Consider the following 15,706-nt stretch of genomic DNA (forward strand, 5'->3'; position numbering starts at 1 on the left):
TAGACTGTCCTGCTGGTCTAGATTAACCAATTATGTAGACGTTGGCGAGATGCGTTAACGTTTAGCTATAACTGGATTTTCATAGGATGAACTTTTATGTGGCTGCCGTAATACAGGTATCCATTTACACCTCCCTTAGCTGCTTTTCTAAAAGACTCACCTCCATTGTGAGGCGAGTCAATCCTATCTATATCCATCTCTGTCATCCAGCTCAACAAGTAATCCCCGTGATCCTTGCTTGTTAGTCTGTCACTTATTTCAAAATAAACGTCAGCAGTGTTTGACGCATCTATAAATATGAAATAGGGTATTGGATCTAAAACTGCGAAACGTGGTTCCAGATAATAGAACCAGGTCTGAAAAGATGAAGGGCGAGAGGAGCCTGAGATTTTCTCTCTAAGATCAATGAGGTTTTGTCGAAGCAAGGGGGTGGTATGGTGATATTTGAAAAGCAACTCTCCTCTGTTAGTAAGACAGTCATTCAGTTCGTGAGAGCCAATTCTTGTATATTCTCCCAAGATCATGTTGCGACAAGGGTGGTTCGTTCCTATCTTTTTTACTATGCAGGTATTCAGTATAAAAAAGTTTTGATTTGAGCGATTATCAATATGGACTTTAATAAACTTGGAGGAGTCATTTTTTGAAAGAGTTACCAGTCCAAATGAAACCTCAATGGAGGCTTCATTTGGACTGCAATAAAATACGGAGGTGAATAACAAAAAAATAAAGGAAGCACGACTAGTTAGTCTCATTTCACTTGGGAAATTTGATTTTTCTAATCAACGTCGTGATCGGCGTATATAAATCAGCAAATGGTCTTTCGAATCCCAAGTTCGTCATGTGTTCAGGCATGATTGTTTGCCAAGAGTTTTTGATCAAGAACTCATTTGTCATTGAATAAATTGCCAAATGACCTTGATTATAATCCCCTGTGGATGGTTCCTTTGATCTTTCGGTTAAGCCCAGATAATTATGGATAACATGCCCCATTTCATGAGTCATAACATATGCGAGCTGCTCTCGTGAAGAGAATGCGCTTTTAGAGAAAAATATGAAAGAGGAGTTTCCATGAGCCCAAGTTCTCAATTTAGTCACCGCATATGCGTTCTGAAGCTTGCCATCTATCATCGCTTCAATATGGTCACCTTTAATAATTGTTCCTTTAGGCATATGTGTTTTGCTTACCCAGCTTAGGCCTTTGACATCACTAAAATTCTCCTTTACCAATGCATTTAAGTATTCGTCTGTGTATGATGCAGAATTCATACCTAAGATGGTGTTGCCTTCGACGGGCATATACTTCAGTGGTCTTTCGCCAGTAAACCAGTCGGCTTTCAGATTGATTGCCTCGGCGAGCCCGTTAATTCCGCCAATAGCACCCCCGAAAAGGGCCCCCTGCTCTGTTCCGCGCCAGAAATTTCCGCCATTAAGTGCCGCACCAATGCCACCAGTTACAGCGCCTGCCGCAGCTCCATAGGCCAAGCCGGGACCAGCGCCTATCGGCGCGTAATAACCTGCATACCCGCCAATCGCACCCGTAATAGCACCCCGCCAGAATCCTCCCCAAAAATTTTTGCCTTGTGAATCATATGCAAGCCCATTCGTTACCCCGCCAATGAAAGCGCCGATGGCAACTGCTAGGAATGGAAAATTGCCATCCGGGTCTGTATAAATTAAAGGATTGTTTCTGGCATACGAATAGCGGTTGAGACCTTGCGTGTCATATATGTCCTGAGCATAGTCGTCTGGACTTAGGACTCTGCCTAGCACGGGATCGTACACTCTGCTGTTCATGTTAATGAGCCCAAAATTGTCCAAGTGTTCATGCTGTGTATAACCTCTGTAAAGCCAGGTAGGAAGGTTCGTCGCCGTGGGTGCAAGCAATGCCCATGTTGTATGAGTACGTCGCCTTCCCCAGGCGTCGAAGCTTAGCTCTGTTTCCACCAATCCTGTCTCATTCGTGGTTGTAATGATCGAGCCGAGGTGGTCTGTGTAAACGTAATGGATATTGTGTATGGATCCTTCACTAACTATTATAGCTATTAAGCCGGCCGGGGAGCTAATATACTGGAGATACCGATTGCTGCTTTCTGTGATATCCTTTTCGTAGCCGTCTAAATAGAAGCGTTTGTTAATGATAGTGTTATTTAGTTTTGTGATACTTTTTATTCTATTATAGTCTGCCCCGTATGTATAGGTGAGTTCGTAACCATTTTCTGTCACTACGCTTGGCTGCATAAAGCTATTATAGCTTACATTTTGTTGTAAAAGTGAGACGGCCGAAGACGTGGAATTGGTGACGAGTGTAACTGCATTGATTTTGGTGTTATCGTACGTGTAGTTGCCGACGTCGGTTTTGGTCGAAATATTGCAATTGCCGATGTATGTCAGGTTAAGTGGCGTTGCTGCGTTAATGCTCGATCCCGTTAGTCGGTTGAGGTTATCATACGTGAAGGATTCAGTTTTATTTACGGTTCCGCGTGCATCATTTCTGCTTGTAAGATTTCCTTTGGAATAGTCCCATACCATATTCAGGTTTTGTAAGCCTGAGGTTTCCAATTTTGTAGGAAAACCATTCACGTAAGTGTTGGTGGAGGATTTCTGATTGCCAAGAGTATAAGTGGTCAACTGTCCCTGGCCGTTCATAGTGCCAGTTCCATAGAGTTCGGTTGTGCCTTTCTTGATTTTTTTCAGGAACCCGTAATCGTCATATTCTTTGGTAATAATCAAACCAGAAGGATAGCTGATGGTCAGCTCGTCACCGTAGAGATTGTAGGTGTAAGAGGTAACGTGATTTTCGCCAGTACCGTCGTCATTCTCATCGATTTTTTCGTTAACCGAGGTTACTCTTCCTAACACGTCATAGGAGTAGAGCGTTTGATTGCCCGGAACAAATCCCGTTACCTGCTTTATCTGGCCCATAGATTCGTTAGAGACGTTTGTTGTTCCGTACGTATAGGTCGTAGTCCCTTCAGGTCCAATTCGATTGACTATCTCGCCTAGGGCGTTGTAAGTCATCGTATGGGTTTGATTATTCGCATTGGTTTCACTGATCAACTGCCCGAGAGCATCATATTCGTATAAAGTGACGCCGGCGTTTGGGTCCGTTAATTTTGTTTGTCGACCATTTGCATCATATTCTATTGAGGTAAGGACGCTGCTTCCATTCTTAACCTCTTTTAATGATCCGTGGCTATAGTAAGTGTAGCTAAGGGTTCCTCCTGCATCTGTGGCCTCAATAATATGACCACTTGCATCTGTTTTCTTCGAGGTGATACCCGAAGGGGCTGTGGTTGTGACGGTAAGATTGCCGGATGAATAGGAATAGCTACTGGTAACCGTTCCTAATGGCCCACTATTAATTGAATTAAGGCGGTTATACGCATCATACCCCTTGGTAGTGGTAAGGAACGTTTCTGTTGATTTGTAGGGCTGTGAACTTACGTAATCATTGCCTCGTGAATCATAAGTCTGCGTTTGAATAATGGCGACCCCACCAAGACCTTCGCTTTCCGTTCTTATTTGGCGGCCCAAAACGTCATACCATATTTTCGAATCCGGCCTGCCATTATCAGAATAGGTTTGTTGACTGCGCCAAACAGCTCCATTGGAAGAGTCCCATATATAGCTGTTGGTAACCGTGTATGGTTCTGGATAAGTGGTTGTCACTATTCTCCCGAAGGCGTCATAGGTATGGCTGGTGATCCGCCCGCTAATTCCGGTTAAGCTAAGCGGCTTTCCCCATTTCGCGTCATACGTGGCGGTGGATATTTGCCCAAGTTCGTTTGTATTCGTTTGCGGATAACGGTCTTTCGGGTCATAACCAGCAAGGGAAACACGAGCTGTAAGAGGAGTCGAACCATTATATCCGGTAATGGTTGTTTTCTTGAGAGCTCCACTTGGGAAATACTCGTAAGCTGATGTAACTTTTTTAGCTGTATTACTAAAGTCCGTTTTGGATTCCAGTTGGCCGAGCGCGTTATACGCCATTAATGTAGTTTTTGTAAAGGCTGCCTGCCCTGTTCTTGTTTTTGTGACGGTTATTGATGTAGGCCTGTTCAGTAGGTTTGTGACATAGGCAGCATAAACCGCACTGGTGACAACTGTTTCAACATTGTTGTTGTTAACGGTGCTTTGTGTAACATTACCATTTGCTTCATCATAAACATTTGTGGTGGTTACTGTCCGGCCCTCAAGGTTTTGATTTTCAGTAGCCAAGGTAGTTTTTATCCAAAAGCGTTTAGGGGTAGTCAGCGGAACCGTAGCATTGGTAAGCGTTATTTCGCTGATCAAAGAGTTATTGGAGGTCAGAAACTTGGAAGTTTTTTTTGGAGTTGAGGTATAAAAATTGGGTTCAAATTCATTTTCGGAAACAGTTTTCAAACCCATTGTGACATCTGTGGCCGTAATTTTTTTAAAGCCTAGATAGCCTTTTCCCGCTTTATGTAGTTTAGCATCTTCGTAACTATATTGACTGGTGAAATTTCCACCTATCCCGTTTTGAGAGCTAAGTTCGGACACGCTATAAATCGGCAACTGTAGGCTATGAATAGGATAATCTGTGGCAGTGACAGCTCCCTTGGTATAAAATGCGCCACCTTCCGAGAGTGACTTGTAAGCCCATGTGGTAGTCAATCCTAAACCGGTTTGCACTTTTTCCAACAGCCTTTCTTTACCGGATTTCTTTGGCGAAACGATGCTGAGGTTATTGTTGGCCTCTTTTATGATGATTTCCGAACGGCCGTCGCCATTCAAATCAAATGGGATTCCGTTGGTTTTGGGGCCGTAAACGGTACTTGTGGTGGTGTTGAACTGTTGAATATAGAACGAATTGCCATTGCTGTAATAAACATATGCTACTTCCTGAGCAGAGCCGAGTTTTTGCTGGTGATAGATGTCAGACTTGCCATCGCCGTTATAATCAGCTATTTGTATGATATCATTTCCCGCTGCCACAGCATTTGCAGGCGTCGCAAATGTGAAACTGGTTTTGTTGTAGCCCGCCCCGGTTGATATGAGTTTATACCACGGGAAATTATTATTGGATCCGGAGCCTGCGTATTCTTGAAACAAAAGGTCTGTTTTGCCATCGCCGTTAAAATCGCCTAAATAAATAAATTGATCCGTGCCTTTCATTATTGTGCTGGACGAGTATATAAGTTTAAATGAAACCTGTCCCCCCGACGTTGTGACATAGGAATAAACCTGAGTAAGGTTGCCTGTCAAGGTCATGACGTCGTCTTTCCCATCACCATTAAAGTCCAGAATCAAAATTTTTTCCGCAGCCGCCCAGGTATTACCAAGCCAACTATTGTCCGTATCCTTTACAATATCATAGATATCATAAGGTAATTCACCTGTATTATAAAGGCGGTAATAGCGCGCATAATTTTGAGCATTGTTGGAGGCTTGTAGCAATGTAAATAAGTCCTGTTTGCCATCCCCATCAAAATCTCCATTGAAAATATAATTGCCATTGGTAGGGATGCAACTCTGATTTGACACAGAAACAGGTACACCGAGTGTTGTAAATTGTAGTTGGTCAGACAAAACTCCATTAGGCGAGAGTTTGCTCTGATAAATACGTATTCCCGCAAGTATCCCCCTATTTATACCTTCAAGAGTAGCGGTACCTATTTTCGCAGTCATCAAATCGTCCAGACCATCCCCGTTAAAATCAGAATTAAAAAAAGAAAAGTTATTTGCATTGGCCAGATTTCCTTTTAGCTGTGTACCGTCATCGAAATTAACCAACGTCGTAGCATTGGCTGGATTACCATCTCGATAGACACTAAAACTGGTGTGTTTTTTTTCAGTTTTTAGTCCGCCGGCGGTCACATATGCTATCGTCGTATAATTGGCTATCAGCATATCGGATTTTCCGTTCCCGTCATAGTCGCCTGCGATATAGTCAATGGAAGCGCTGGGAAGTATCGGCCCAGCTTCCTTTACAAAATCCTGGGGCGCGTCGCCGTATTTAAAAATGGTAGAGTTAAAGGACGATGTGCCGTCGCTTCCTGTATGGATCACCTCTTTCAGATAAGAATTTATATTATCGTGACCATAGTTGAATTGGTACTTTGTCGCTGTAACACCTTCGGCTTTAACTGTGATTTGGTCAAGCAGATACTTGCTTACCACCGAAGATCCCCCTTCAAACGAAGTTTTGATGTCTGAGAACGCAGGCGTCGTGCTTTGTCGGATTTTGTAGGAAAATTCGATTTTATTATACGCTGTTAATCCGGTCACAGAATTACCTGTGTAGCGGATTTCAGATACACGGGAGTCCCGATCTGTATTGTCGTAAACAAACTCGATATAGTTCCCATCAGGGTTTTGGATTTTATTGAGTCGCCAGAACATGACAGTGCTCATTGCCTCAGCCAGGAATTTTGAGTCTGTTGTGTTGCCAAATTCCATGGTAACTCCTTCCTTGGTTACCAGTTTGAAATAGAGAGGGCCATTCCCCTGACTTCCATATGCTGTGATTTTTGAAAAGTTTTCTACCTCAGTTCCATATTTTGAATCTGCTGCACCGTAAGTTCCTTCAGTCAGAATTAACCTCGAACCATCTAAGGTAAACCGATCATTGAGGCTAAGTTCAACAGGGTTGGTCTGTGAATCAAAGTAGTTATTACTTGGTGTTCTAGAAATTGAGGAAAGTCCGGAGATGTTCCAACCCATGCCAGCAATTCCTGCACCGGATTGAGAATTATAGGTTACTGAAATTTCAGGGACAACACCATTAGTACCCGGAGGCACAGATATTGGTATTGAATAAGTCGCTGCTCCGTTACTGGATACGGAACCTTGTCCGACAAGGCTGCCTACCGCGAGCGAAGTTGATAGCGTTCTGTTGAAGGTTGTTGCGTTGTGAAGGGATGTATAGTTGATATTTTGTGAATAGGCACCAGATAGGCCAATTAACAATGTCAGACCAAATAGTAAATTTCTTTTCATCTGTTAAATTAAACGTTTTAGGAAGGGGACTGGTCGAATTCATATTTAATAACAGCTAAGTCTAAACTGTTACAGTATGGCTAGCTCATGGAAACGAAAATTGAACGCATCAATGTATACGTTTTTTTGATGTCTTTATCCCGTGTTTCTCTTGCATAAAAGGGAGCCGAAGATTTTGACGAGCCAATGGAATACAAAAAGTAATAACACTGGCTAGTAGTGTATAAACCCAAATATTTCTCTGCCCTCATATTGATTTATTCATGATAAATAACCCACAATGAAGCGAACGTTGATCTCCTAAGGGCAACAATTTTTTTGAAATCTCCTAATTTGGAAAATCCCTCAATAATTGGAATTATTAAGTACTCTTGTTAGTCGTAATTGAATTTCGGCTAAGTAACTGTTTGTTACTCTTCTGTAAAACTACTTAGAGAATTCAAACTAACAAATACTTATAAATTAATTTCAGTGAGATTTTGATCTATTGTGTATTACTTATTAAGCGGTAGTTGTTGCACGGTCGAAATACGTCATATACTTCTTACACAAAAAAGAATCTGCTATTCAATAATATCTGCTCCCAGAGAGATCCTGAAAGTAGTTCCCTTACCAACTTCCGAGCTTTTGACAAAAAGCTTGCCCGAATGATAATTTTCAATAATCCTTTTGGCTAGGGTCAAACCCAATCCCCAGCCCCTCTTTTTAGTGCTGAAGCCCGGATTGAAGATCTTATTCATATTTGCCTTCGTCATTCCCTTGCCAGTGTCCGCGATATCGATCCAGATTTCCTTGGTCTGCGGAGGGGCCTGTAGGGTCACATTGATTTCTCCAATACCTCCCATGGCATCCACAGCATTCTTGCAGATGTTTTCAATCACCCATTCAAACAGGTTTTTATTCAAGCGAGCGGTTTGCTCAACGGCGAGCTGGTTATAAACCGTAAACTTGACTTTCGACGAAACCCGCTTTTCAAGGTATCCAATGAAATTAGTAACCAGTTCAGCAATAGGCTCTTCTTTGAGCGTCGGGACAGATCCGATATTAGAGAATCGCGTTGTGATCATTTCAAGGCGTATTACATCCTTCTCGATCTCTTCGGCAATGGAAGGATCAATTGCGGGGTCACTCCGGAAATACTCTACCCAAGCCATCAACGAGGATAGTGGGGTACCCAATTGGTGTGCCGTCTCTTTTGCCAGACCGACCCAGACCCTGTTCTGCTCTGCTTTCCGTGCCGAGCTGAATGCCAGGTAGGCCAGATAACCAATCAGCAGCATGACAGACAGCTGCAGGAACGGATAATACCTGAGCTGGGTAAGCAGAAATGAGTTGCTATAGTAAATGTAGCCTGTCCGCCCTTTTCCGATATCGACTGTAATAGGTGGATGTTCCAGTTTCATTTCTGCCAGTTTTTCCGCAATAATGCGCTCGCGCTCCTGTGGACTTACTTTTTTTGGAAATTTAATATTGAGGTTTGGGTTTGCGAGGTTGTTTTCATCCACATAAATCGCAGGGATCTGATAAAAATTAACAGCATCCTGGATTACTTGATAAACCACATTGAAGTTTTCATCAAAAGGGCTGTTTACAACATAACGAAGTCCTTCAGCATAGAGTTGAACTTCCCGCTCTTCGCGCTGTTCAAGTTCTTCCACCAGCTTATCGGTGTAGAAGAGTGATCCAATGCTGAGCGCAAGCAAAATAACGCCAATGATATACTTGTAAAAGCTCTTCTGGTCATACGTATCCATCAGGGAGCTGCGTAGCCGCTGACTATTTAGAATAGCTGTGGGATGAAGACGGAATTTTGGTTTCTGCTTTGAAGTTTCGCGGATCATTTGCTCAGCCGGGCACCCAAATCCCGACGTTAATGTTATCTGATACAAATAACGTAAAATATTTGTGCTTAGCCGTTTTTGATCCTTTCAGTTATAATCGCCGGGCAACGTTCAATGAAACTATTTATACGATTTCTAAATAATCAACCGGTCATTGTTTCACTTTTCTATTGGAATTTTGTGCCGTATTTTTGCGCATTGAATCAGACCAAGTGATGTATAATCAGTATCAGTTTAAGTCAGTAAGTTTATCACATCGGAATGCTCCTCTTGCTATCAGGGAACAGCTTGCATTGAATGAGGCGGAAGCGAAGGGCATTATGCTTCGTCTCAAAGATTTCTTTGATGTATCCGACGTGTTGGCAGTTTCGACCTGCAACCGTACAGAAATATACTATTCTTCCTCTTCAGACCTGAACGAGGAAATTATTAAGCTTCTTTTGATCGAAAAAGGGGTTACAGATATCGAATCCTTTAAAGCATACTTCGAGAAATTTGCTCACGCCGAGGCGGCAGTGCAGCACTTATTTCAGGTAGCTACGGGCTTGCAATCCCAGGTTGTGGGTGATATGCAGATCCCCAACCAGATCAAGCATGCTTACCAATGGTCGGCGGATCTCAATATGGCCGGCCCGTTTTTACACCGTTTGCTGCATACTATATTTTTTGCGAACAAAAGAGTTGCCCAAGAGACTTTCTTTCGCGATGGTGCTGCATCGGTTTCCTATGCAGCAGTAGATTTGCTGGAAGGATTGATGCCTAACCCAAAAGTCTTAGTGGTGGGGTTAGGAGAAATAGGAGCAGATGTTTGCCGCAATTTGTCTCAAAAGGCGGGTACGGAAGTAACATTGATCAATCGTTCGCGCAGCAGGGCTGAGGACTTGGGCAAAGAGCTGGGTTTTCGTGTGGCTGATTTTGCTGATATTGAATCCGAAGTCACTCAAGCTGATATTATCGTATCATCTGTTCGTCGCGACGAGCCTTTTTTTACAAAAGAAATGATGGTGCGGCTTCGGGGTATGTCGTTTAAATATTTTATCGACCTATCAGTTCCCCGTAGCGTATCACCGGAAGTAGAGGAGATTCCCGGCGTCATGCTTTATACTATTGATTCAATCCGTTCCAAGGCAGATGAAGCTCTTCATCGCAGGCTGGCAGCAGTCCCGCAGGTCAGAGAGATCATAGATGAAGCAATACTGGAATTTAATGACTGGTCAAGGGAGATGATTGTCTCGCCGACTATTCAGAAACTGAAAAGCGCTTTGGAGCAGATTCGTAAAGAAGAGCTAACCCGTTTTACCAAAAACCTGAGTGATTCTGAGCTGGAAAAGGTAGAACGCATCACAACGAGCATGATGCAAAAAATCCTGAAACTTCCTGTATTGCAGTTGAAAGCGGCCTGCAAGAGGGGTGAGGCGGAAACTTTGATAGATGTATTGAATGACCTCTTTAACCTGGAAAAGGAAACGTCAGACCATTAAAAAAATGCATTTCTTAATTATTACGCCCGTTGGAATTATTTCAGCGGGCCTTTTTTTTCCCGAATAAAAAAGAGAGGATGGCATCTTGCCATCCTCTCTAAGTATTACCTTACCCTCCACAATAATTAATTGTGCCTTTTAACCTGGCTTTACAATAAATGGACCCGCGATGGCCAATACCTCAGCCATAGTCAATGGTTCATCGAAAGCTTCTGTCACGTTATCCTTTGAAATCATTCCAATACCTGGAAGTGTAGATGCATCCAAACCGGCATGTACCGTATTTGATTCAGGAGTTTCCCCTGCATAAACAGCAGGAGGGAATCCTTTGGCCTGTGTGATCCATCCTTTCATCATCGGATCATTGTTCATGTGACCGATAATTCTTCTCACGAGAGAAGCGTGACGGGCTTCAACAGAATGTACTTGCAATGCATACTCAAGAATTTGAGGTGCGGATATCAGATTTCCTGCCTGGCCTTTGTAGGCACGTACACCAGTATCTTCCAACGCTGCCGAAACGGTGATAAATGTTTTGAAATTATGCCAGATGTCAGCGAAAGCGCCTCCATAAGTAAAATCGAAAGTCGGACGTTTCACAGCAGCTGCACCTAAAGCCGCCTGCAGAAAGTAAACGTGTTGCGTTTCGTGTTTTTCGATCTGCTGAAATACCAGTGAATATTCTCCCGGGATCAAGCCGGTAATCTTATTAGCCTGGAAGTAAAATGTCTCTTCTAAATATTCAAGCGTCAATGCGAAGTTCAGAATGTCAGTTACTGAAGGGGTATCTGCATAAGCTTTGTTAACGATTGATGCGAAAACGGTTGGAACTGCTACGGCGGCAAGCTTGCTGCTTACACGGTTCATAAACATACGGCGGGTAGAATGCGCAAGGCGTCCTGCTGCGTCACCGTCAACTTTTTGAATGCTATCTAATATTTTAAAGATGTCCATGTCTGTGTTTTTTAGAATTACTTAGGCAGATTTTTACCACTGATTTTATCCATAACAAATGGCGAAACTCCGTCAAGAATAACAGATGGAGAATAGGCGTGTTCCAATCCCATGTCATTGATCTGGCCATTGGCAAATTCCAATGCATTCGGATTAATCAGGTCAGCAATCGCTGAAGCATGTCTTGCTTCAACGGAAACGATTTTACCTGCAACTAACAGATAGTTAACATCTTTGATCAGTTTTCCTGCTCCATTATAAGCAGCTACACCAGTATCTTCAAACAACTTGGCTGCACCTAATACACTCGTGCGGCTTTGAAAGTCTATTTGCGAAAAGTTAGGGGTGAGCCCTTTGATCGCCTTATCTCCCAGTGCTGCTTTGAAGAACTCTCTGTGAACAATTTCATGGTCACGGATATCTGTCAGGATCCATTTTTCCATATCTGTCATGTTGAGATACGGTGTCATCATTACCTGGGTGTAAAATGCGGCTTCAAGTTGTTCGAGAGCGTATGCATAGTTAAGTATCCCGATATCTCCTGACCCCAGATCAACAGTATCGTCGGACATGAGGTCTTGTTCGGTACAAGCCCCCAGAATGAACGCGCCCGTGGTAGCCGCCACTCCCGCCGATCTTAAAAAATAGCGTCTGTTCACTTTCGATAGCATAGCGCTGTCTGAAGGATCAGAGAATTGCGTTAAGGTTTTTTTCATAATCGTTTGTTTAGTTTGTGTGCAAATGAAATCTTATGAGGAATCGCATTCACGGAGACTTACGGCGTCAAATCAAACTTGGATTGCATGCGTAATAAAATATTTTGCGGAAGCGAAAATGTGCAGGTTTTAGTATTGTATTTATTTAATGAAACTGAATTATTGTCTCTCAAATCGTTGTGTTATTTGAATATTGATTGGGGTAGAAAATTTTTTATGACAGACGTGGAAATAAAAAAGAGTCGAATTGTCGGACCCGACAATTCGACTCTATACGAAGCTGATATTCCTATAATCCGGAACCTAATGCAAATCCTTTTACCGGTCCCGCAAAATCCGACATTTTAGTCGCTGCACCCGTAGCCAGGTTGATCGAGTATATTCCGGTACTACCCCCAACCGTGAGTATTGCGTAGGCCGTACCCGTCGTATTGCCGATATCGAATCCGTTGGCAGCTTCAATATCAACCCCCAGCAGCCCGATTTTTTCTAAGCCTCCGTCATTCGGCGGATTTTGTTTGAAAAGTGTATTCGACTCGCTATCTATATCATAAAGCACCGTGGCGGTTGTGCCCGCAAAACTGTTTGTATATGCCGCTCCATTGATATTCGGCGTTCCCGGACCGGGAATGAGGTTGAGGGATTTGTCCACCAGGGTGATGCCGTTACCCACATTGATCCTCAGGTTTTGGCCCGTATTGGTTACCAGGCGTAGCCTGTCCGCAACCGGGTTGAAATCCACACCAAAGCTGGTACCTGTCACTTTGAAAGTAGGATCATTCATATCGTGTAATTCGGTCAGGAACCGTGCTGCCCCACTCCCCAAATCGATGGTATATAGTTTGGCATCAGAACCAAATGCGTACAAACGACCGTCAGCGGGGCGAATGTCAATCCCCTCTATGGTAGTTTTCGCAGGAAGACCGGTTATCATTTTTTCGACACGCGTACCCGGGTTCATTGGATTGAATATGAGAAGCTTATTAGATGCATCGACTGCATACGCGACAGGATTGGTGGGTATTGCTATACCGGTAATACGACCAGATGGCATATTTCCGATCTTTGTCAATGCACCCGTAGTAAGGTTTACCTCATCTAATTCCCAGGTGCCGTTCACCAGTACCGATGCGATTGCGCTACCTGAGCTTGAGGAGATATCAAACCCTCCCACGTCCGTGATATCCTTTCCCAATGCCCCTATTGTCTGCAGGATACCGTCATTGGGAGGCATCTGAAGCAAAAGTTTGTCTGCAATCGGATCGATGTCATACAATTGCGTGGAAGTAGCACCCGCGAAATTGTTGGTGTAAGCTGCAGCTGCAATCATTACATTATTGTATCCTTTCAAATAGCCATCTTCGGCCACAAGTGCGCCGGTTTCAGGGTGAAGCCTAAGGTTCTGTGCTGTATTACTTACCAGCCTGATTTTATCAACTGTTGGGTTGAAGTCGAAGCCGACCACTTCTGGTCCTGAAATGCCTGGATTGAATGGGACGGGGCTGATGATGCTAGCCTTGCCCGGGTTCATGTCACTCCTCAGGTTAATGATATAGAGATGGTTTTTATTTCCTACGGCATAGAGTTGTCCAGTGGCAGGACGAAAATCAATACCTAAAAGCCGTTCTCCCGCCTCAAGACCTTGAACCTGAACTGTCCTGATGGGCGACCCTGGGTTCTGTACATTTAACTCATAAAGCGTATTGTTTTCCGTCAAGGCGTAGAAGGTTTGCTCCGCAAGGGTTCGAAGTGAACCGGGTTGGCCCTGATTGGGGGCTGCTTGTTTTTCAACCTGGCCATCAGTACACGATTGGTTGGTTACAACCAATGCAAAAAAAAGTAGGGGGACAGCGAAACTGACCCCGAATAATTTAGAGATTTTCATATCCGTTTGATTTGAATTGAGAAATAGGACTAACGTGTCACATACGCCCAAACCATCTGGTCAGATCACTCCTTTTTAATTTAATTTTAATTCAAAAATTGATATTTTAATTCTTTTTTAATCTATCTATTTTTTTCCGGATCGCTTAATTGGCTTTCCGTACTTCTGCATTTTTTCTTTTGCGTGGTCACGGCGAACGTTAACCTTTTTATTTTTAGCGATTTTTTCGTGAAATGCTGCACCCACGGACTCTCTTTTGGGCAACTTGACCTGTATGTCTTTCATGAAAATTTTAGGCTCCTCGTCCGGCGTGAGTATCTCTGAGATTTTGAGATTTTCGGGCAAGGGAAGAACTGGGATTTGATAATCCATTAATTCTTCAATCTGTAACTGCCAGTCCTTGTCTTTCTCAGTGACAAAGGATATGGCAACCCCTTTTTTGTCGGCGCGGCCTGTTCTCCCGATCCGGTGTATATAGTTTTCGGGGGTTTCAGGTATATCGAAGTTGATGACGTGGGATACCTCGGCTACGTCCAGGCCTCTGGCGATAATATCGGTTGCAATCAGCAAACGGTAGGTTCCATCATGAAACTGCCTGATGGTATTAAAACGGTGATTTTGCTCCTTATTGGAATGGATAACCCCGATCTTATTCAAAAAACCAAGCTCCAGCTGTCCGAAAAGCTGGTCGGCCAGTTTCTTGGTGGCCACAAAGACCAATACTTTGTTCATATCCTCATGCTCCTCCAAGAGTAAGTCGATCAGGTTGACTTTCGTATAAAAATTGGGAACGTAATAAGCCTGCTGTTCAATATTATCCAATGGTGTACCTACCGGGGCGGCTTCCACACGTACCGGGTTATTGAAGTAAGTTTGCATTAATGCTTCTACTTCATCCGTTAAGGTCGCTGAGAAAAGCAGGTTTTGTCTTTTTTGCGGCAATAAGTCAAGTATATTTTTAAGCTGGGTCCGGAATCCCAGGTTCAGCATTTCATCCACCTCGTCGATAACCAGCTTTTTGATCGCCTTGGTTTTTAAGGAACCATTGAGGGCGAGATCAAACAACCTGCCTGGCGTTGCTACAACTACGTCTGCCCCTTCTTTCAGCTCGGCCATCTGGACTTTGATATTGCCCCCTCCATACGCCCCTACCACCTGAACATTCATATAGGTGGCCAATTTCCGTACTTCCTCCACCACCTGGACCACAAGCTCACGGGTAGGCACCAATACAAGCAGCTGCGGCAAGCGATCTTTTGAAAACTCCAGCTGACGGAGCGTTGGCAATAGATAGGCAAACGTTTTCCCGGTCCCTGTTTGTGCAATTCCGCAAACGTCTTTCCCAGACATCATTACCGAAAATACCTTGTGCTGGATGGTTGTTGGTGTCGTATAACCCGATTCAGAGAGTGCCCTCAATAAAGGTTTTGTGAGATTTAATTCTTCAAAAGTCATAACCCTGTTCAAAATGAACAGCAAAGTTACGTCTAATCTTCCATAGTCATGAGTCAGCGGGTGTATATCCAGGCCCAGTACATCAGTGCAAACTGCAAAGGGAGTCGCAGGGCCGTAAGCCAGAGGTAGGGGTTCTTTTGGTGATAAAAATCAAGCGTCATCTGAATGTTCGCAGGGAATACTGCAAAAAGAAGCAGGATAATCAGCCATGCGCCTGTTTGCCTTGTACCCGGGATGATCAACAGCAACGCAAAAATGATCTCACAAAACCCGCTTAGGTACACCAGCTGAAGAGGATAAGGCAAGTAGGGAGGTACAATTTTCACAAAAATGCCGGGGCGAACGAAGTGCATAGTTCCGGCGAGCAGATACAGTAAGGCCATTAGGCATATTCCGATTTCTTTCATTACCAGT

Annotated in this window: 9 protein-coding genes; 1 reads left to right on the forward strand and 8 read right to left on the reverse strand. The window is 43.6% G+C overall.

Translation table 11 applies throughout. The features are described 5' to 3' along the window. Positions 1-65 precede the first annotated feature (65 nt). The 3 genes from AC1XUF_RS20705 to AC1XUF_RS20715 all read right to left on the reverse strand — a co-directional run bounded on the left by AC1XUF_RS20705 (position 66) and on the right by AC1XUF_RS20715 (position 8,801). Complete coding sequence (locus tag AC1XUF_RS20705) at positions 66-524, reverse strand: hypothetical protein (protein ID WP_483343737.1); 459 nt, start codon at positions 522-524, stop codon at positions 66-68. A 229-nt stretch (positions 525-753) separates the two neighbouring features. Then, entirely contained in the window at positions 754-6,960 is a 6,207-nt protein-coding gene (locus AC1XUF_RS20710) for an FG-GAP-like repeat-containing protein (protein WP_483343738.1), read from the reverse strand. A 563-nt stretch (positions 6,961-7,523) separates the two neighbouring features. Next, the gene (locus AC1XUF_RS20715; protein WP_483344040.1) at positions 7,524-8,801 is read right to left on the reverse strand and encodes a sensor histidine kinase; all 1,278 of its coding nucleotides are present in this window, start codon (positions 8,799-8,801) and stop codon (positions 7,524-7,526) included. Between the two features lie 215 nt (positions 8,802-9,016). Here AC1XUF_RS20715 and hemA point away from each other — a divergent pair, with 215 nt between their 5' ends. Further along, positions 9,017-10,282 (forward strand): glutamyl-tRNA reductase, encoded by a 1,266-nt coding sequence (gene hemA / locus AC1XUF_RS20720; RefSeq protein ID WP_483343739.1) that lies wholly within the window; start codon positions 9,017-9,019, stop codon positions 10,280-10,282. A gap of 138 nt (positions 10,283-10,420) precedes the next feature. On the opposite strand, the gene AC1XUF_RS20725 is transcribed toward hemA, so the two are convergent. The 5 genes from AC1XUF_RS20725 to AC1XUF_RS20745 form a co-directional block, all read right to left on the reverse strand. Next, positions 10,421-11,236 carry a ferritin-like domain-containing protein gene (locus AC1XUF_RS20725; protein ID WP_483343740.1) on the reverse strand — a complete coding sequence of 272 codons (816 nt, stop codon included), beginning with the start codon at positions 11,234-11,236 and terminating at the stop codon, positions 10,421-10,423. A gap of 17 nt (positions 11,237-11,253) precedes the next feature. Continuing rightward, positions 11,254-11,952, reverse strand: a complete 699-nt coding sequence (locus tag AC1XUF_RS20730) for a ferritin-like domain-containing protein (protein ID WP_483343741.1) — start codon at positions 11,950-11,952, stop codon at positions 11,254-11,256. Positions 11,953-12,241: 289 nt separating this feature from the next. After that, on the reverse strand, positions 12,242-13,837 hold the full coding sequence (locus AC1XUF_RS20735; RefSeq protein ID WP_483343742.1) for a DUF4394 domain-containing protein: 1,596 nt from the start codon (positions 13,835-13,837) through the stop codon (positions 12,242-12,244). A 126-nt stretch (positions 13,838-13,963) separates the two neighbouring features. Next, a complete protein-coding gene (locus AC1XUF_RS20740) occupies positions 13,964-15,292 on the reverse strand; it encodes a DEAD/DEAH box helicase (protein WP_483343743.1) in 1,329 nt (442 codons plus the stop codon). Between the two features lie 53 nt (positions 15,293-15,345). Continuing rightward, positions 15,346-15,699, reverse strand: coding sequence for a DoxX family protein (locus tag AC1XUF_RS20745; RefSeq protein ID WP_483343744.1), 354 nt, complete (start codon positions 15,697-15,699; stop codon positions 15,346-15,348). Positions 15,700-15,706: the final 7 nt, after the last annotated feature.

It is taken from the genome of Dyadobacter sp. HNCC25DJ185, assembly GCF_056895195.1.